The sequence below is a fragment of the Fibrobacter sp. UWH1 genome (assembly GCF_002210365.1).
In the GTDB taxonomy this organism is placed as follows: Bacteria; Fibrobacterota; Fibrobacteria; order Fibrobacterales; family Fibrobacteraceae; genus Fibrobacter.
In genome coordinates this window covers 1-18,935 of sequence record NZ_MWQG01000051.1, presented here as the reverse complement: position 1 = coordinate 18,935, position 18,935 = coordinate 1, and the positions used below count along the sequence as shown (strand labels likewise).

Sequence of the window (18,935 nt, the reverse complement as noted above, 5' to 3'; positions counted from 1 at the left end):
CCAACCGAGCCGTCGAGGCGCAGAGCATCCATATCGACGGCAACGCCGTGGAAATCCCGCTTGATGGCGACGGGAAGCCTGTCGAAATGGGAGACACGATCCTGACCGGCAGGGACCGCGACGTGATTGTGGGCGGTGACTTCGGCGATACGATTACCATGGGCGACGGGGACGATGTTGCGATTGGCGACAATGCGTCGATAATCCTTGAGCACAACAATCCGATCGGCGTGTTCGCTCCCAGCGTGGAAATCATGCTGGAGCAGCACTCCGTCAATACTTCCAACGGCGAGGTGTTCCTTGGTAATGACAATACCCAGGCTAGCCAGATTCAGTCCAAGTTCGAGAATGGCGGTGTTCCGGGCGTGACCCTCGAAGCATCGACAAACGGCGGTACGGACACGTTCACCGATGCGACAGGCAAGGACTGGACCCTGCAACAGGAAACTTCGTCAACAACTGAATCGGGGACAGGTGGCTCAACAACAGATTCGGGAACGGGTGACTCAACAACCGATTCTGGAACGGAGGATGATCCCGCATCCGGTGATTCGATAACTCATGTTCGATTCTATGAGCCTACCGAGATTCATGCAGGAGATATTCTTCAAATTGAATGCCGAGGGGTTTTCCCGAATCAATGGTGGCGTCCTTACGCCATTGTTTCGCCAACTGGTTCCACATTGCCGCAGCTCCGCTATCTTGCCGAAGACGGAACTCCTGGAGACATCATTCAACCGGAAAATAACCAATATAGTTTCGCAATACCGGATAAACCCAGTGACCAAGAATTTTCGGTAATCCGTGTTGTAGCTGATACGGACGGTTGGATCATTGTTACTATGGGTTAGTTTTTGTTAATTTTGGAGTATAAATGCTGAATTCTCTTGATACAGAAAATGTCGGACCAATTGCAAGACTATCCGTCGGCTTCTCCAAGCGCTTGAATGTTTTGACCGGGGATAACGGCCTTGGCAAGACTTTCTTCCTGGACACGGTCTGGTATGCCATGACTCGCAAATGGCCTGCAGAAATAAACCAGAATCTGTTTTCTGGACTTATCGGCAGACCGCAAAATCCCACCTTTGAATCCTCAATTCGCTTTGCTTTGACAACCGAATCGGGGAATGTCGTGAAATACACGGCTAGTTTTGACCGTGAGGAACAGGGGTGGATAGGGCAGGTTGGCAGGCCTTACAACGCGGGGCTTGTCATTTACGCCTTGGCTGATGGAAGCTTTTGTGTGTGGGATCCCGCCAGGAACTACTGGAAAAAGGGAGCCTCTGCAGATATCCAAGAACGCAGACCTGCATTTGTCTTTTCCTCCCGTGAAATCTGGTACGGACAAAAAGATGGTGACAAGTCCATCTGCAATGGGCTGCTTGCAGATATTCTCAAGTGGCAGAATCAGAAAGGGATGGAACTTGAAATTCTCGAAAAATTGCTTGAGAGCATGTCTCCGCCTGATTTCAAACTGAGACTATCTGCACCAACGCGACTTTCTGTTGATGATGTTCGTGACATTCCTACGGTTTCAATGCCGTATGGCGATGTTCCTGTACTTCATGCTTCTGCCGGTATCCGTCGCATTCTTGCTTTAGCCTATTGCCTTGCATGGGCTTACAGCGAGCATCGCAAGGCCAGTGAACTTAGAGGCGTAACGACTACTTCGCAGGTGACATTCCTTATGGACGAGGTGGAGGCCCACCTGCATCCACGCTGGCAAAAGAAGGTTCTCAACTCCATTCTTGGAGCCATTGAGAATATGTATGGTTCTGGAGCCGAAGTGCAGGTTATCGCATCGACGCATTCTCCACTGGTCATGACTGCCCTTGAGGATGTTTTTGATTCTTCCCGCGACAAGTGGTTCGATTTGGACTCGATTGAAGGCGGAGTCATTGAATTTTCAGAACGTCCATTTGTTAAAAAGGGCGCTTCGGACTCTTGGCTTACCAGCGAGGCGTTTGACTTGGAATCCTCCAGATCACCAGAATCAGAAGCCCTGTTGAAAGAAATGAACAATGCTTTGCGCGAAGATTCCGGTTGTTCTCCAGAATACGTCCGTGAACTTTACGTTAAACTGTCGGCACGTCTTTCTCCCTTGGATGATGACCTGTTCGTTATTCGGAGAATCTGCAAGAAGAAGGGCTTTATAGAATGATTCCTGTGAAGTTGCAGATTGAACCTGCCGATTTTGATACGATTGTGCGTAAACCGGGCAATGCCTGGCTTCTATCGAATCCAGGGGTAAAGCCCAGCATGTACAAAAATTTCTGGAAATACTGCCTGAAAGATCTTGCCAGTCTGTATGGACATTTTTGTGCCTATCTCGCCATCTACATAGAACCCACGACTGGTGGAGAATCGGTGGACCATTTCGTTCCCAAGTCCGACCCCGTAAACGGCGCAAAATTGGCCTATGAATGGAACAACTACCGCCTTTGCTGCCTTGGCGAAAACCGTAAAAAACGAACCTCGATTCCCCCGCTGGACCCTTGCGACCCGAACATGAAACCGGATTCGTTCTTCATCAATTTTGGAGATGGTTCGATTTACCCGAACCCGGCTTTCGACGTTGCCTACAGAAAAAAGTGTCAAGACACGATCGATGCCTTGAAGCTTGACGGAAGCGACTGTAGGGAAATGCGTAAAAGGCGCTTTGAAAAATATGCCCGTGGTATAGTTTCTATTGCAGACTTGAAGGAAGACGCACCGTTCATCTATCAGGAAGTTGTACGCCAGGGCCTTTAGACTGCTATTCCTATTCCGCGGTCAAGTCTTCTCTTAAAACGAGTTTCCCGCCAGTCCAGGTTTCCAGCCCGTTCTGGAGCAGCAGCTTCCCTGTGGCCCGTTGCAGCCTTACGTCGATGATCCGCAATGCCCTCATGTTTTCGAGCTGCCTGCGTTCCGCTTCGCGAAGGTCTTCTTCCATCTCGAAAATTTCGCGATAGTTGCTCTTGCCCAGGGCGAGCTTCTTGAATTCTTCTTCCAGTTCCTTCTTGTGGTATTCCACGGCGATCTGGCCGTAACGCCACTGTTCGCGGATTTCCTTTGCCCTGTTCTGCAAAATGCGGTATTCCTCGAATATCTGAGCCTGCAACAGGGTGAGCCTTGAACGTGCCGCCCTTACGCTGTATTTCTGTGCCGAAATTCTATGGCGCTCGGCTACTCCACCAAACAGGGGAACGTTGATTTCAATTCCGCCCGCAAGTACTGTCTGTCGCTTTTCCTCGGTCTTGAAGTTCCTCACGGCTTCCCGTGCGTTCTTGTTCCTGCTTCTTATGCCATAATTGCCCACAAGGTCAACGGTCGGAAGCCAGTCTGCCTTTCGTGCAGAAAGTTCCGATTCTCGGAGCATGAGTTCCGCTCCCTGTGAAAGGTATGCCGGGTGCATGAGCGACATGGAATCAAGGAATGTCACGGAATCCTGTTCTGTGGCCGGTTCAGGCTCCATCCCGGGCGCCATCGCGATAGGGCGTGTATCGTGCATGTATTCTCCGGAAGAAAGAACAAGCAACAACGCGAGCCTTGCACTTCGCAACTTGTCAAGGGCGTCGAGTCTTGCGGACTCCCTGTCGGAGTATTCTGCTTCTGCCTTGCTGTAGTCCATGGCTGAAAGCAATCCCAGCTGCAGTCTTTTTTCGGCATCTTCCAGAATGTCGTGAGCGACCTTCGCAGATTCCGTGGCCGAAGCCAAAAAACGGTCCGCATAGTAATAGTTCCAGTAGGCATCACAGAATTTTTCAAGAATTTCATTCAGCGCATCACGGAACTTCTGGTATGCAATTTCCTTCCGCAGCCTTCCTTGTTCCAGTTCGTTCATCGGTGACAAAAACAAAGGGCCGTCCTTGAGCAAGTGCTGGCGCAATTCCCCGCCAAAGTAAAGTTCCGACGTGTAGTCGCTGTGTGTATATGCGGCCTGGTTAAAGCCCACATTGTACTCGGTGCCTGTAGGGAGCGCCCCCTGCACACCAAGCTTGTATTCTTCCTTTGTTTCCGTGAATAGTGCACCTGGTCTTTCTGCGGTTTCCTTGAAGGCTCGACCGACAAGCCTTGGCTCGAACTTGCCCAGGGCGCTGGTTGCAGCCTCCGATTCCGACAGCCAGGCAAACTTGGCTTCGTTTACGTCGGCATTGTTTGCAAGCACCGTCTGCAACGCCGTCTCAAAATCAAGGAACAGCGAGTCACCCTCGGCAAAAGCGAATGCCGTGGCGAGCAAAATGACGGTGTATATCGCGCGGAACTTCATTTCAGGATGACTTTCCCCGTGACACCTGGTTCGATTGCCTTGTCAGCATTGTCAAAGACGATCTTTATGGTGCGAAGCATGCTGGCCTTGTCAACCACGGGCGAAACGAACTCGATTTTACCTTTCTTACTTCTGTTCTGCTTGCGACCGTCCAGGGTAAGACTCACCTTCTGTCCGACTTTCAGCTTGCCGGCCTTGTCAGCGATTATGTAGGCGACCATGCGGCAAGTGCGTACATCCGCTATTTCCAGGATTGGCTCCAGCGCCTCGACGCTTTCGCCGTTGTTCTTGGAGATCGTTGCCACCTCGCCGTCAAATGGGGCTATAAGGAACCTTTTAGACAGCTCTACCTTGGCCAGGTCATGTTCCAGTTTCGCACGTTCCTTATCGTTTGCTGCGGCGGAGTATTCGGCAGAGGCTACATCGTAGTTCATCTGCTTTTCCCAGACCTGTTCAGCGCTCACGGAGTTGCTGTTCTCAAAGAGACTCTTGGTTGCATCAAGGTCCTTCTTGTAAGTCTCCAGCTTTGCCTTGGCCGAATGCAGAGCCGAGGAGTCCTTCTCTGCCATCGCCGTAATGCGAACCCGCAGCTGCTCCTCGTTGTTCTCCAGGCTTATCAGCGTATCGCCTTTGTGCACAAAGGAACCTTCCTTCACCCAGATACGTTCAATCTTGCCCGATACGGTGAAGCCGATGCGAGCCTGGTTTATGGGTTCTGTAACGCCATCGAAAGTACCCTGGGCAAATGCTTCCATGGCAAGCCCAAGGATCAATACGAATTTCCTGACCATACAGGCTATTCCTCAGCCTTGCTAGAAGAACTGGCGACGCTGGAAGAACTTGCTTCCGCAGAGGAACTGGATGTTACAGAGGAACTAGATGCTTCTGAAGAGCTGGATTCTTCTGAAGAACTGGACTCCGGAGCCTTGGTCAGTTCGGTGAGAATGGTCAGCCCCTGCATGTAGAGACCGTTCCTTGCGTGTACCGTAAGGTTCATGCCAATGGTATCGCCTGCAACAAGGGAGTCGTCGAAGGTTTCGAACATCTTGACGAACAGCGTATCCACCTTTGTCCATGCGTCCGCATTCGGCGATTCATTCCCTGCATAGACAGTCTTCTTTGTCTTTGGAGTCTTGCTCCATTGCACTCCGCTCCTGTCTGTTGCGAGAGTGTCGGAGAATTTAATCCACAGTGTATCGTTTACGGAGAACGTGGCGCGGTAACTGCTGTTGGATGCCCAGGCGTTGCTGGTGACCACGTACATTCCGCGACCGGTCGTAAATGCCGCATCGCCGGACAGATTTTCGGTAAGCCTTTCGCCCGACTTTGTATAACCCACGATGCTTACGGAATATCCCTTTTCTGCCTCGAAGGGAACCGCGTGACGAAGGTAGAGCGTATCGCCCTTGACTTCCGGGGTGAGCATTACGGTGGAATCGCTTGCGACACTAACTGAGAGATTTTCCTTGCTCAAGGCTTCGCTGAAAACATAGTAGGGCGTAGTAAGCGGCGAAACATTGCTGTAACCCATACGGTTTTTATCCATCACGTTGGATGCGATGATGACTGGAGCACTTTCCATGAGGGTGTCACGGGCGAGGAACGTTCTGCCAAGGTCGTAAACAGCGTCTGAACGAAGTCTTGGCAGGACCTTGTTTGCAAAGCGGTAGGTCTTGCCCTTGTAAACGAAGGATTCTGCCGTAAGCGTAAGGCCAGAATCTGCAGGAAGCCCCTTGAACGAGAAGGCCCCTAGGGAGTCTGTCGTCGCAAGGAACGTCTCTGGAGCGATGTTGATGAAGCTTGTGTCCTGATGGACGATTCTGAGCTGCACCTTTGCTGCCGGGGACTTTACGCCAGTCGCCTCTTCCTGGATAAACAGTTCGCCAGAAACGCCTGCGTTAAGCGGCGAAAGCCTGATTACACGGGAACTGCTTGCGACCACACCCTCCATATAGCTGGATTCGCCCGTAGAAGAAACCGTTACAACCTTCGGCGCATAGAACAGCGTGTCTCCATCGTCAACGTCATAATGGCTGAAAGTGAATGTGCGCTGGCCGTATGGCAGACCGTCTATAAAAAACGCGCCAGACTTGTCGGTAGTCGAGGTCTTTTGTTTACCGGAATCATCAACGTATTCGATTGTAGCCCCGTCGAGGCCGATCCCTGTGGAGCCATTTACCACGCTACCGGAAAAGGTCCACTTGGAGTAGTCGTCGCCTTCGGAATCGGAAACGGAACAGCCCGTGACAAAAGCCATGGCGGCAATCAGCAATGAAAAAACGGAGTTGGTCTTTGACAGGTTCATAAATCCCCTTGTTTAGACAAAAAAATTTAGTAAATAGGTTATATTTTGCTAAATATCTATAAGGAATTAAACTAAAAAAACAAAGGAACTTGATATGGCCGAAAATAAGCAGCCCACAGTAGAATGGAATGACAAGGACATGCGCACCACTTACGTGAACGCAACGAACGTGGTTGCCGGTCGAGAAGAAGTGATGATGATCCTCGGTGTAAATCAAGCCTGGCAGATGAACCAGGAAAAGGTCGATGTCGCAATCTCTGACCGCATCGTGATGAACCCCTACACCGCAAAGCGCCTCGCTATCATGCTCAGTGCTACCGTGCGCGCCTACGAAAACAAGTACGGCAAGATCGACCTCGGCTTGACTGCCCCGGCTGCAAGCCCGGCCCCGACAGCTCCCGCGGCAGACCAGAAACCAGCGAAGTAGGTGGGAACTTGGACTAACTGCATCCAAAGGTCCGTACATCTTTGAAATAGACAGTAAATTTCATTAAGGAATTTTTATATGCTAAAAAGTGTCACTTTGGAAAATTTCTTTGCATTCCAGGAACGAACAACGATCGAATTGAATCCTGGAGTCAATTTCCTGTTGGGTATCAACGGTAGTGGAAAAACTGCATTTATAAACGCTCTACATTTGTTGAGCGAGGCGATTGTTGGTGATGGTTTGAAAAAGCTTATCAATGTTACCTGGGGAGGCTTTGACAATATCGTCAATGCGAATAATGGTGGAAATCGAAAGGACTTCTTTAAATTGCAGTTTGTTTTCTCTGCTGAAATGGTAAAGAGAAGAATTCAGAATTCCCGATTTGAAACCGATTTGAAATACGAAATCGTTATTCACACAAAAGGAATCCAAGACTATTCTGTTGAAGAAACTCTTGAAAGTATTCCCAAAAGACAATCGCAAAAACCTTTCTCGTATTTGATAAATAAGGACGGCAAAGGGCTTATTTCTGTGCGAGATGGAAAACCACAGAATCGTAATGCCAGTATCCAGTTAGAAAATTATAGTAGCGATTTAAAAGATAAAGAGTTGATCGCAAGTCAGGCTTGGGATAAAAAACGGTACTTACCGATTTTTATGTTTAGACAGATTATCTCCCAAATGTCTACTTACAACTATTTTGATACCGGCAAATTGAAAATTCCTCCATTCTATAATCCAGATAAAAGATTGACTCACGATGGGACGAATCTTCCTTATTTGTTGGTTCAGATTCGTAGGGATGATGAAATGTACAAGAAGCTGGAAGATAGTTTGCATAATGTTAACCCAAACTACAAGGAACTTTATTTTGAACCTTATGCTTCGCAACTTTATTTGTCTTTGAAAGAAAAGAACATTAGTCATCCTATAGGAATTAATTTTCTTTCCGAGGGTACGATTCAATATTTATTACTTCTGTCGATTTTTTTCAATAAAAATCGAGGAAAAATTGTAGCCCTTGATGAACCGGAACGCGGCTTACACCCTGATATGATAAAGTCTGTTGGCGATATGCTTAAGTTTGCAGCAAAAGAATCTCAATTGATTGTCGCTACACACTCGCCTTTGCTGTTGAATCAATTTGAGCTGGATGATATCATTATTTTCGAAAAGAACGAAAGTAATGCTGTAACAATCCGTAAGACAACGGAAGATGATTTCCCTGAAAATGACGGACCTATGCTTCCCGGTCAAATGTGGCTACGTGGTCAAATTGGAGGCAAACGTTGGTAACGGTAACAGTATTTGCGGAAGGTGGAACCGTTGATTCGGGCGGCGTAGATGCGGCTACTATGGATAATAGCGCCGCTTTACGGCAATCTCTTAATCGAATCTTTTCAGAAACAATAGGGAAAAGGGATGGGGTTCAGATAGTTGTTGAAATGAAAGCCGGTTACAAGAATGTGTGCAAAGAATTCTTGAAAAAATCCGATGACACCCTAGTTATGTATCTTGATTCCGATTGCGTTGCACGGGATATCCCAAAGTGGTTTGAAAAATTGAGCTTGAATGACCATATAACGATTCCTGATGATCGACGCAACAATATTTATTTCATGGTTCAAGAAATGGAAGCCTGGATTTTGAAGGACCTACATTCCTTGGAACTTTGGGCGGAAAAAGAAGGCTACGAGCGAAAAGATGTTTCCCCGTTGTCGCAACATTCGCTTGTGCGGGATAAAGATATTGAATCCATAAAGAAACCTAGCGAAAAATTAGCGCTAATGGTCAAACATTTCTTTAGTAGAAATAAGAAGAAAGTCAAGTATGAAAAACTGAAGAACGCTCCAGCCATACTTGATTGTATTGATGTTGGAACTTTGAAAGCCAAAGATGCTGAGTTGACGAGATTTTCTACCACCTTTTAAGACATTTCCCTAGTCCATGGACTAGGGAAACTCTTTTTTACAATCATGCCGTAAAATAACGGCTGATGCAGAAAGATGTATTTGGTGTTTTGTTTGGGAAACCGCTTTAACGTTTCGTCGGCGGAAATTTGCGAATGCAATTGGAATATCTAAATTTTGGTAGCGGTGTATTGCAGCGAGTCACGAACATACGGTGCTCTGACATAAATGTAGAATTTTTCTATGTATTGAATTCATGACTGATAGATAAAATCTAAAGTTAAGTTGTTCTCGCTTACATCTGCACAAATAACACGATAACCATTTATTTCCCCAAGTTTCCCTTTATAATCGTTTAATGCGAATGGCTGCTGGACGATATTTATTTTGTCACATTTGATTGAAAAAGATTTTTCTTTGCATTTTCCCGTTGAATCATCTATCAATGTTTTGAAATAAGAACTTCCAACCTTAATATAAAGATTTTCTGGAGTATATTGTAAATAATCCCCCCAAAAAATGGTCAAATCATATGTATTCTTATTTGCTAAATCATTAAAAACTAAAATCATGTTAGAAAAATCAGAGGTGTCTATTATTGCAAGAAAAGCATCTATGAGATCATTGTAAAAAGATTCTGAAATAGTATATCTTTTTTCGTCTAACCAAAAAGAACAATCAAGAACTATTATCTCATTTTCTATGGCTAACGCAAAAATAGTCGTCTCTGTTTCCTTATAATATGGGGAACGAACAAGAAACAACCATTTTTTAAACAACGGAATATATTTACAACCAAACAAAACGTTTTTCCATTGTTGTTGCGAACGAATGTCATTGGCTTCTTTTGCTAAGCGCTCAATGCTATTTTTCACTAGTTCTTCTGTTTCTGTTAAAGTGAGCCTATTTTCATTAATCTTTGTTTGAAGTAAATTTTTAGACATAATATTCCCCTACCTTATATTTAATATAAACTGGCCAATGAAGTTTGCCTCTACCTTTGGTAGAAGTAACTTCTTTTTTTTTGTTAATAGTATCAAAACTTTCTCCAAATAAATGGTCTAACACACCACAATCTGTAACATTTTTAAATTTTAAAGGTGAAACAAAAAATTGGTCTAAGATTTGTCGTCTAGAAAAATCATCATTACATCCAGGAAAAGATCCTTTTGCATCACCATCCATGTCCGTATTCCAGACTCGCCAAAAAGGATTTAAAAGTCCTTCATCTTTCTTTTGCGTAAAATCGTCAATACTTTTTTTGGCAAACCATGCTATTGAAGAAACAGTCACCAATTCAAATGGATTTGAATTGATGTCCCCTCCAATCAAATCAAAGTCATTTTTTGTACGAATATTTTTTGCTATTTCATAATATTTCATTCGCGCTTTATCTTCAGTTCTCCAAGAAGAGGGCATATGAACATTAACAAATTGTCCATTTTTCGTCTTTAAAACTTGATATCGTTCATAAGAATCACATTTTATGCAAAATTGTTTCAGATTTTGAGAAGCATATATTCGAAGATCACAAGACTTCTTTTGCCCAGGAATCATCACTATTTTATGTTTTTTGTCAATTTCAAAATCAGGCTTAACTTCTTGCAAAAAAAAGAATTGTATTAGACTGCTGAGTTAGATAATCAAGAATTATTTTAAACAAATAATCTGATTCGGTGATGTTATATGAAATAAAGGTTAATTCTGTCATGAAAATAATTACATTTTGGAACTTTTAAAAGTTAACGCGTTTTTTATTTTTTTATATCTTTCTTCAAAAATATGTTCAGAGACAAAAGCACGAATGCCGTAAGCAGAATGCCCTGCAGTTTTGCCCAGGTGTGTTCGTGGCCCAGCAGCTTGGCTAACCCCTCCCGCGTGGCACGAGCGAACCTCTTGCCGAACCAGCCGCTCTTGCGGTAGAGTTCGTCTATCCTTGCGCTAGTGAGCGTTGCTACCAGGTGGATCTGGGCGGACTCCTCGTCGTCGAAGGGGTGCGCCCCGCGTTCGGCAGCGCCTTGATGATGGCGCCCTGGTCGAACTGCGGCTTTTCCTGGTTCTGTGCGGTCATGGACTGTCGGTTAGGGTATGGTTTGGGCGGAAATAATAGTAAAAATACGCCGACTTGCAGAAACCGTTTAGAAATGCTACTGCCTAAAGACTCGTAAGAAGTTCTGAAGCATTTTGAAACATCCTCGGTCGCCCGAATGGCCCCAAAAGGCCGTTTTTACGCTTGGCGCGGTATTTGCTATGGAAATAGCGTTTAACAACGAGAGGGGTCTTATGTCCGATCAAAAACCGTCCACGCCAAAGCTTCTATCTCTTTCGGGAGGTGGATTTCGAGGGTTCTTTCAAGCCAACATCCTTTCCTATATGGAAGCCGAACTTGGCATGCCTTTGGCTCGTCTTTTCGCCTTAATTGCAGGGACTTCTATTGGGGGAATTAACGCATTAAGCCTTGCCGCAGAAATCCCTACAGAAAAAATGGTCAACTTCTATAAGGATTGGGGACCTAAAATTTTTCCAAAGATAAGGTGGCCGTTGGGCCTTATAAGGCAGAAATTTTCTGACAAGCAGTTGAGGGCTGCTTTGGAGCAACTCTTAGAGGATCGGACTATTGAGGACTTGAAGCATAAGGTGTTGATACCGGCTGTTAATCTTTCTACGGGTATGCCGCAGGTTTTCAAGACGCCTCACCATGCAAATCTGGTTATGGATAAGAAATACAGTCTAGTTGATGTAGCCTTGGCTACAAGTGCTGCACCCACATATTTCCCAATACATAAGATGGATGGACTTGATGGAAGCTATATGGTTGATGGGGGCTTAGTTGCGAACCATCCGGGATTGTATGCGTGCATAGAGGCTGAACAATTCTTGAATATGGGGAAGCTACCCTACAAGTTGCTGCATATAGGAACTATGAGTTCCGGCATCACGGATGTATGTAAAACGGTTAATTCTGGATTTCTGACTCGTTGGCGAGGCAAATTGTTTGATTTGTCTATTTCCGCACAAGAGGCCGCAACGGAGAATATCCTGAAATTTAAACTTGGGCCGGACCGTTATATGAAAATAGATGTAACCCCACCAAAGGAGCAGGTGAAGTTCATTGCACTAGATAAGGCGAACCCAAAGGCTCAACAAATACTATCACAACAAGCGCGTTCCGCCTACCAAAATGCGCGCACTGCATTGCAGAAATATATGGCGGAAGGAGAATAGAGTTATGGAATGCAAAAGTTTGAATGATTGCTTCCGAGGGTACCTCAAGGAGATAGAAGTCTCGCAGGAGGTCAAGGAAACATTGGAAAACGCCCGATTGAAGATAAAGCGAGCGTTAACTGATGGGATTGGAGAACGGACGGCACAAGAAGGAAACCGAGTTGTGCCACGTTTTATGAGACAAGGGTCCGCCGGATATAAAACGCAGAATATGCCCTGCGTTCCGCCTGCACAGCAGGTTGATTTCGATTATGGATGCTATCTTCCGTTGTCGTATCATGAAGATAAGTCGGAACCTAGAGAAGCTGCGAATGATTTCTTTGATATGGTCGATTCTATACTTAAACCTTTGGCTAAAGTAAATGGGTGGACCGCTGAGAAGGGGAAAAAATCGTATTGTCTAACTCTTTCGCAAGAGATTCATTTTGACGTTCCCTTGTACTCTGCTGATAAGGATTTCCCAAAAATTCGGGATATGCAATCTGCCAATGAAAGCGTGCAGGGCAGTACTTATTCCGCTTGTGATGAACAAGAAGAAAGGGATTTGGATTGGGACGACTTGCCGACAGAGTCCATAATGCTTGCGTATCGCGAAGACAATGGCCTGTATTCTTGGAAAAAATCGGACCCACGCATGCTGAACCTGTATTTCATGAATAAGGGTGATGATGACCGCGCTATTTATAGGATTCTAAAAGGATGGCGCGATTTCAATTTCCAAGATGGAAAGGGGCCTTCGTCTATATTCCTGATGAGCCTTGCGGAAAAGGCCAATGCAGGAAAATCATTTACCGATGATATTTCGGCAGAACTTTTGATGGTCTTGAAATTTATCAAGTCAATGCCGTTGACCGATGATGATGAGGTCTCTGTAGAGAATCCGGCTGATCCAAGGGAAGGTATCAAGTGCCCGACGGAAAAGTTCAAAGTGCTACAGAGTCGGGCGGTCGGCTTTGCTTCTGCCATTGCTGGCAATATGGACCCCTCTGATGCGTCGCGGTCGCAGGCTGTGCAACGTCACCTTGGAAAGAGATTCCCCGTGATAAAGGATTCGGTACAGATAAACCGTAGAGGAGCACTGCCGTCTGTGAGAGCCGGTTGATATGAAAGACAGTCCCTGGGAAAATCTTAAGGATGCTCTCGCTGCATGGAACTTTATTCCTTGCAGTGGGAGCCTTTCTGCCGAATTTGAAGGCCCGATAGAATCGAGTACCTTTGGAACAGTAATTGTAAAGTTATTGTTTGATAATCAGTGCTGTACTGAATTTCCCAGGGCTTGCTTGGCTCGGCAATATGATGGACTTTGTTTTAGAAAGGTGCCCCATGTAGAGAAGGATGGCGGTTTATGCTATCTTCAAAAGGGAGAATTGGTCTTTGACGCATGTAGACCCTATGACATGGTTGGAGTTGTTGTTGACCAAATAAGGGAATGCATTCTCGATTTGCCCAAGGAAAAATACGGGGAAGAATTTTCGAAGGAATTGCTCTCTTATTGGCAGTGCGATTACTGTGCTAGAATAATGGACATTGGCAAAGCAACCCTAAAGTTGATTGAAGGAAACGCGACTTCTCCTAGCTATTCTTGCCCAATCTATCCTTTATCGGGAACAATTGATTTATCTGCCATAGAGTTTCCGTTCAGAACAATGAATGATCTGCTTGCGTTCGGCAAGGCTTCTATGGGGAAGCGTGCCTTCAAACGCTACCGGAAGACTGTTTTATGGGGATGCTATTCCTCCAAGAATTTTGCTGTTGCCTTTAGAAAAAATGCAACTATTTTGGGATTGATTGTATCGCCGTCTCGCGACGGAATTTTTAATTGCCGGTATTTTGCGAAAGAAAGCGAAAATAAATTATTTTCAAGGAATATTTTTATGGGCAATAACGCACCTTTGATGGGTAAGAAAATTCTGGTTGTCGGATGTGGTACATTAGGGAGTAATTTGCTTCCGATGTTGGTAAAGTCCGGTGCCGGATTTAAAAATCCATTGACAATTGTTGACCCTGATAAGTATAAGGAGGAGAATTTTTCCAGACATTATCTAGGTCTAGAATCCCAAGGAGTAAATAAGGCTCGTGCAATGAAGACTGTTTTGGAAAATCAGGTAAAAGGTGATTCAAGGGTTTTGTGTAGGAATTTTAGAATAGATGCAATAGAGGATTCCTTTGAAAAAAGCTTTAAGCCGAAACAGGATTTTCCTTTTGACATTGTACTAGATACAACAGGTGACGAGTCGTTCTCGGAATACTTGAACCGATTCCTTGCGCAATTACCAAAGATGCCTCTATATATTTGTGGATATATATACGGGCGTAGTAAGGCTGTGTGTGCATCTGTTATCGGTAGTTCTAAAAAAGCGTGTTTACGCTGTGAAAAGAAATATGTGGAAGAAAATGGAGTTTTGCCTGTGCTTGGTAAAGAAGATCAGACAAGAGGAACCTGTAATGCCGTTTTTATTCCGTTCCCTATAACGGCTTCTATTGCAGCGGCAAACTTGATGATGACAGCTTTGTTTAGGTCTCTAAAAGCAACGGAAGAAGAATCTTTGTTTTGGTTCCAAACTTGTGCGAATAATGTCTGGAATGCGATGGAGTGTGTTACTATACCCAAGGATGATTCGTGCCCAGCTTGTTGCAGAAAATAGAACCAATAATGTATTTGCCATTAAAAAGAGGCAAAACGTTCAAAGTCGTTTTCTCGAATTGGATGATGAAGAGAATTGTTCAAATACAGAAATCTGTGCTGACCAATTATGAAAGTGGAGGGATGCTGTTCGGCGTGATTCGACCGGGTGAGTTGACGATTTCTTTTGCGACTCCTGCCTACCCAGATGATAAACGGTCAAAAACAGAATTTGTTCGCCGAGACAAAAGACACCTGAAAGTCTTAGACTCTGTGTGGCATCGTTTTGGGGGAACAATCGGGTATTTGGGTGAGTGGCATTCTCACCCTGAAAGTGTTCCCCATCCATCCTATGTGGATAAAAAAGGGTGGAATGCTGTTGAAAAGAAATCTGGAAAACCGATTGTATTCTTGATTATAGGAAGCGAAAAGGTATATTTGGAATGTAGAATTTAAAGGCTTTCGCAGGCATCAAAACCATCGGCGGTCAAGGAAAAAATATTCCCGTCCCTGTTTGGCTTGATAAGATTCTTTCGTACAAGTGATTTTAATGCTCTTTCATATTCTGCAATTTGACGCATGTCTTGAACAATGGTACCATTTATGTATTTTCCACCAAAAGTAGAAACCCATTGTAGAGAATGGTCTTTTTTCTCATTCATAAGTTTTAATAATTGTGTTTCATAATCAGATAATTTGCCCGAATTTATGGGGCGATTGACACTTTGTGCTTGTGACGATGATTCAAGCTCGTTTGAAATCAATTGAATATCGTCATTAATTATTGACTTTAATTCTTCCAAAGTTGAAAATTCTTTGTAGAAGGCTTGCTTGCGTATTTTTTCTTTGAAAGCGTCTAATTTCTTGCTTTGTTCTTCGTCAATCTGATTCCTTCGAATGGGTAAATTGCTAAAATAGATAAACGCTTTTTTCCCTTCCTCCATATGTCGCATGATTTCTTCGACAGAACCGCTAGGGTATTCTTCTGTAGGAGTTCCAATTTTATTCCAAAAGACTGCGATTATGAAATCCGCTTCCTTAAGAATTTGCTGATTTAAACTTGTCTGGGGGTGAGTACCTGAATCTGGATGTGCGTTTATATCCCATCCAGAAACCAAAAGAACTATTTTTCGTGTTTTTGAATTTATCTCATTCCATCGGTATATAGCCTTTTTTATAATTTTTCGCTCATCTACTACATCAGATGGTGACGCAATCATAATATTATAGCAGTTTGCATTAAACATATTTTATCCTTGAAAATTTTTTACCTTTGTAGCTTAATACACTTTTATATTTCTTAGAAAAGAGACTCTCTAGCGGGTTTAACGATGCTATCGTGACACAAATTTGCAAGTGTAAAAGTTATGCCCTACCAAGCAGGGCTTAGAAACGTTAGTCCATATCTTCTCTGCTTCGAATGACCTTCCATTCATCAATAATGCCTCCCAGAATTCTACGAGGCTCTAATTCGGCAGATTCGAGTTCTTCCCAAATTTCATCAACTTTTGATCCTGCTTCAGAACGAGGAACTTTCCCTAAGTAGGTCGATTCTGGTAGTCGAACCCCTTTATTGGGAGAATACTCCGAAAAGCCATGGGTTGAGAGAATCTCATTTCTTTCTTCATATGATGTTTCGGAATCAGAGTCAATTGAAATCACCATCCATACATAATCTTTCATGTTTTCCATCATTTAATCCTCCATAATGGGGTTGAGAACATTACTGTCCTTAAACTAATCCATTCTTTGGAAAAATCCAACGATTCTCTGAAATTTTTATTAAAACATTTTCATTCTATAATACGAAGTGTATCATATAGAAAATGCTTGCTGAACCGGTGGTTGAGGTTGGTTTTTGCCGGGGACTTTTTGACTGGCGTTTGCACGAATCGGCAGAAAGAGAAGATGAATTTCTTTAATATCTTTTGTTATGAAAGTTTGCCTATGGAGACCTGGGGACAGGGTGTGTTCTATGGGTGAGATAAAAGTTTTAATTAGGAGATTCTGTATGAATACGATTAAGAAAATTGGTTTGGTGAGCGCGGTCGCTTTTGCGCTGTTCGCCTTTAACGCCTGCGGCGATGACTCGGGCTCCACCAGCGCATCTGGTGAAAACAGCACACTGAGTTCCGCTGTTGAGGACGATGAATCATCCTCCAGTATCAACGACGACTCTTCCTCTTCCGTCATTCCAGGTTCCTCATCAAGTGTCGTGAGCGACAGCGAAGGATCTAGCAGTAGCGTCAAGGGCAGTGCCCCAGCCGATGTGTCATCCTCTTCTGTCATTTCCGACCCCGATCGGGAATCTAGTAGTTCCTCGGTGAAATCCAGCAGCAGTTCGGCTAAGTCCAGTTCCTCTGTGAACTCCTCATCAAGTGTCAAATCTAGCAGTAGCTCTTCTGTGAAACAATCTTCGTCCAGCGTAAAATCCAGTAGTAGCAAAACTCAGAATCCTTGGGGGACAGATAGTGAGTGGCAGCCCTTCAATTTGGCTAGCTTTGAGTATGGAATTTATACGGATACACGAGAACCAGAGAATATTCGTGAATATCATTATTTGACTATATACAACAAGGAACATTCAGATTCCTTAACAGTATTTGCAGAAAACTTGAATATTGGGAAAATGATTGACGGTTCAGAAAATCAATCAGATAATTCTAAAATAGAACGCTACTGCTATGATAACGATACTTTGATTTGCCATTATTATGGTGGACTTTACCAGTGGGCGGAGATGATGAACCTTCCGTTCGAATGCAATAGTAAGAGCTGTGCCGACTCCATTAAGCCGAATCATCAGGGAATTTGCCCGAAAGAATGGCGACTGATGACTTATGATGATTTAGAATTTATTAAAAAATCAGAATATGTAATACATAATAGCAGAGATGACTTGAGAACATCTTTTGGATTTAACGGCTATAATACGACAGGTTTCAGTTTAGTACAGACGGGAATGCGTCTTGATCCAATTGGAGGGGGTGGGTTTCAATCGTTCAGTTCTTCTGCATATTGGTTTTATCCAGAGGAAAAAATTGTTGATGGATACCATGTTGGGAAAGATGGTGTTGTAAATAATTCCAGTCTTACATCAAATGTATCGCTTAAAACAAATGGGCTTTCAGTGCGTTGTGTGAAAATTCAATAGATAATAACAAAAAATAAGGGTTTCCTATGTCTAAAACAAATAAGAAGAACGATAAAAAGAACCTCATGAATAACTACCGCATTGAATCTCTTGAACCGAGGTTCATGATGGATGCGAGTGTCGACTATGAAACCTTTACTAATGCAGAGCATTTCCAGACTGAAATAACGGAGCAACTCCAAAATTTTGAAACAGCGGATTTGAGTAATCTTGGGCTTAATGGAGCCCAAGTCGAGGCTTCTGCATTGTTTAATGGAATTGCTACTGATGTTGTGCAGAAATTTAATACCCTGCAAAATCAAATTGCCTCGCAGTTGAATGATCCTGATGCCGGTTTGTCTGGCATTGTAAGACAGGATGGCGAAATCGTCAGTGTTGATAAGGCTACATTGTTGTCCGTCCTTGCCAACATGGATATCTCTGGTCTCGATATTTCTATGGACGGAGACCTTGTCGATGTTTCTTATGCGTATGCAGCCTTAGGCAATCTGCCGCAGATGTCTTTAGATACATTAGACATGGCCGTTGCTGCAAATGACTCGCTTTCTATTGGCGCTACAGTTAACATTCAGTATAATCTTTTGGATAATGGAACGGCAGTCACGAATCCAGGCGCAAGCGTGACTGTCCGCGACCTGTTTGCGCATATTGGCAATGTTGGCGGAATGGCTCGTTTCATGAATCTGAATGTCCTCGAAATTGCTGATTCAGGAAATTCGCCAATGGATGTCCATCTGGGGTTTGATGAAAATAACCCGTCCGTTGACTTGGATTTGGAATTCCAGCTCGCTGCCAACAATGGATTCCCCTTTGAATTCAATAATACGACGGATTCAATAAAAGTCGGTCTTGATGATAATGACGAAATATATGTGGAATTACCGGAGTTGAAACTTGCCAGTGGTTTCGATGATTTCTCAATGACGCATATTATTGAGGGAATCGATTTTACTCAAGTTCCCTTTATAAGTAATCCGAAGTTTAAAGTGAGGCATCATCAACATGTGTGGAAGCATTTAGGCAGCCTTGCTAGATGATTCTC

Annotated in this window: 19 protein-coding genes and 1 pseudogene; 12 read left to right on the top strand and 8 right to left on the bottom strand. The window is 44.1% G+C overall.

What is annotated here, in order from left to right; all coding sequences use genetic code 11:
* From B7992_RS16810 to B7992_RS14845, 3 genes and pseudogenes are all read left to right on the top strand, one after another.
* Positions 1–851, top strand: a pseudogene (locus B7992_RS16810) (hypothetical protein); the annotation flags it as partial.
* A 23-nt stretch (positions 852–874) separates the two neighbouring features.
* Positions 875–2,161: an AAA family ATPase gene (locus B7992_RS14850; RefSeq protein ID WP_088666667.1), complete on the top strand. Its 1,287-nt coding sequence runs from the start codon at positions 875–877 to the stop codon at positions 2,159–2,161.
* Entirely contained in the window at positions 2,158–2,751 is a 594-nt protein-coding gene (locus tag B7992_RS14845; protein ID WP_088666666.1) for a hypothetical protein, read from the top strand. The genes B7992_RS14850 and B7992_RS14845 overlap by 4 nt, the downstream gene beginning before the upstream one ends.
* 10 nt (positions 2,752–2,761) lie before the next feature.
* Here the strand turns inward: B7992_RS14845 and B7992_RS14840 are convergent, their stop codons facing one another.
* From B7992_RS14840 to B7992_RS14830, 3 genes are read right to left on the bottom strand one after another with little or no spacing between them, the layout of a single operon-like run.
* Positions 2,762–4,249, bottom strand: coding sequence for a TolC family protein (locus tag B7992_RS14840; protein ID WP_088666665.1), 1,488 nt, complete (start codon positions 4,247–4,249; stop codon positions 2,762–2,764).
* The gene (locus B7992_RS14835) at positions 4,246–5,040 is read right to left on the bottom strand and encodes an efflux RND transporter periplasmic adaptor subunit (RefSeq protein ID WP_088666664.1); all 795 of its coding nucleotides are present in this window, start codon (positions 5,038–5,040) and stop codon (positions 4,246–4,248) included. Before B7992_RS14835 ends, B7992_RS14840 begins: the two co-directional genes overlap by 4 nt.
* 5 nt (positions 5,041–5,045) lie before the next feature.
* Positions 5,046–6,554 (bottom strand): hypothetical protein, encoded by a 1,509-nt coding sequence (locus tag B7992_RS14830; protein ID WP_088666663.1) that lies wholly within the window; start codon positions 6,552–6,554, stop codon positions 5,046–5,048.
* A gap of 94 nt (positions 6,555–6,648) precedes the next feature.
* Between B7992_RS14830 and B7992_RS14825 the strand changes: the two genes are divergently transcribed.
* The 3 genes from B7992_RS14825 (at position 6,649) to B7992_RS14815 (ending at position 8,912) form a co-directional block, all read left to right on the top strand.
* Positions 6,649–6,981 carry a DUF3467 domain-containing protein gene (locus B7992_RS14825; protein WP_088666662.1) on the top strand — a complete coding sequence of 111 codons (333 nt, stop codon included), beginning with the start codon at positions 6,649–6,651 and terminating at the stop codon, positions 6,979–6,981.
* 78 nt (positions 6,982–7,059) lie between these two features.
* Entirely contained in the window at positions 7,060–8,277 is a 1,218-nt protein-coding gene (locus B7992_RS14820) for an AAA family ATPase (protein WP_088666661.1), read from the top strand.
* On the top strand, positions 8,271–8,912 hold the full coding sequence (locus B7992_RS14815; RefSeq protein WP_088666660.1) for a DUF4276 family protein: 642 nt from the start codon (positions 8,271–8,273) through the stop codon (positions 8,910–8,912). The genes B7992_RS14820 and B7992_RS14815 overlap by 7 nt, the downstream gene beginning before the upstream one ends.
* 233 nt (positions 8,913–9,145) lie before the next feature.
* On the opposite strand, the gene B7992_RS14810 is transcribed toward B7992_RS14815, so the two are convergent.
* Positions 9,146–9,835: a hypothetical protein gene (locus B7992_RS14810; RefSeq protein ID WP_088666659.1), complete on the bottom strand. Its 690-nt coding sequence runs from the start codon at positions 9,833–9,835 to the stop codon at positions 9,146–9,148.
* Positions 9,828–10,499: a hypothetical protein gene (locus B7992_RS14805; RefSeq protein WP_088666658.1), complete on the bottom strand. Its 672-nt coding sequence runs from the start codon at positions 10,497–10,499 to the stop codon at positions 9,828–9,830. Before B7992_RS14805 ends, B7992_RS14810 begins: the two co-directional genes overlap by 8 nt.
* Before the next feature lie 675 nt (positions 10,500–11,174).
* Here B7992_RS14805 and B7992_RS14800 point away from each other — a divergent pair.
* The 4 genes from B7992_RS14800 (at position 11,175) to B7992_RS14785 (ending at position 15,195) form a co-directional block, all read left to right on the top strand.
* The gene (locus B7992_RS14800; protein ID WP_176421965.1) at positions 11,175–12,116 is read left to right on the top strand and encodes a CBASS cGAMP-activated phospholipase; all 942 of its coding nucleotides are present in this window, start codon (positions 11,175–11,177) and stop codon (positions 12,114–12,116) included.
* A gap of 4 nt (positions 12,117–12,120) precedes the next feature.
* Positions 12,121–13,218, top strand: a complete 1,098-nt coding sequence (locus B7992_RS14795; RefSeq protein ID WP_088666656.1) for a cyclic GMP-AMP synthase DncV-like nucleotidyltransferase — start codon at positions 12,121–12,123, stop codon at positions 13,216–13,218.
* A gap of 1 nt (position 13,219) precedes the next feature.
* Entirely contained in the window at positions 13,220–14,761 is a 1,542-nt protein-coding gene (locus tag B7992_RS14790; protein WP_088666655.1) for a ThiF family adenylyltransferase, read from the top strand.
* A gap of 62 nt (positions 14,762–14,823) precedes the next feature.
* Positions 14,824–15,195 carry a Mov34/MPN/PAD-1 family protein gene (locus tag B7992_RS14785; protein ID WP_176421964.1) on the top strand — a complete coding sequence of 124 codons (372 nt, stop codon included), beginning with the start codon at positions 14,824–14,826 and terminating at the stop codon, positions 15,193–15,195.
* On the opposite strand, the gene B7992_RS14780 is transcribed toward B7992_RS14785, so the two are convergent.
* From B7992_RS14780 to B7992_RS16805, 3 genes are all read right to left on the bottom strand, one after another.
* Positions 15,192–15,986, bottom strand: a complete 795-nt coding sequence (locus B7992_RS14780) for a hypothetical protein (RefSeq protein WP_088666653.1) — start codon at positions 15,984–15,986, stop codon at positions 15,192–15,194. The two genes, B7992_RS14785 and B7992_RS14780, sit on opposite strands and share 4 nt — an antisense overlap.
* 148 nt (positions 15,987–16,134) lie before the next feature.
* Positions 16,135–16,434 carry a hypothetical protein gene (locus tag B7992_RS14775; RefSeq protein ID WP_088666652.1) on the bottom strand — a complete coding sequence of 100 codons (300 nt, stop codon included), beginning with the start codon at positions 16,432–16,434 and terminating at the stop codon, positions 16,135–16,137.
* Positions 16,435–16,554: 120 nt separating this feature from the next.
* Positions 16,555–17,184 (bottom strand): hypothetical protein, encoded by a 630-nt coding sequence (locus B7992_RS16805; protein WP_176421963.1) that lies wholly within the window; start codon positions 17,182–17,184, stop codon positions 16,555–16,557.
* Positions 17,185–17,230: 46 nt separating this feature from the next.
* Between B7992_RS16805 and B7992_RS16800 the strand changes: the two genes are divergently transcribed.
* Positions 17,231–17,893 carry an FISUMP domain-containing protein gene (locus tag B7992_RS16800; RefSeq protein ID WP_176421962.1) on the top strand — a complete coding sequence of 221 codons (663 nt, stop codon included), beginning with the start codon at positions 17,231–17,233 and terminating at the stop codon, positions 17,891–17,893.
* Between the two features lie 26 nt (positions 17,894–17,919).
* Positions 17,920–18,930, top strand: coding sequence for a hypothetical protein (locus B7992_RS14765; RefSeq protein WP_088666650.1), 1,011 nt, complete (start codon positions 17,920–17,922; stop codon positions 18,928–18,930).
* Positions 18,931–18,935 lie beyond the last annotated feature (5 nt).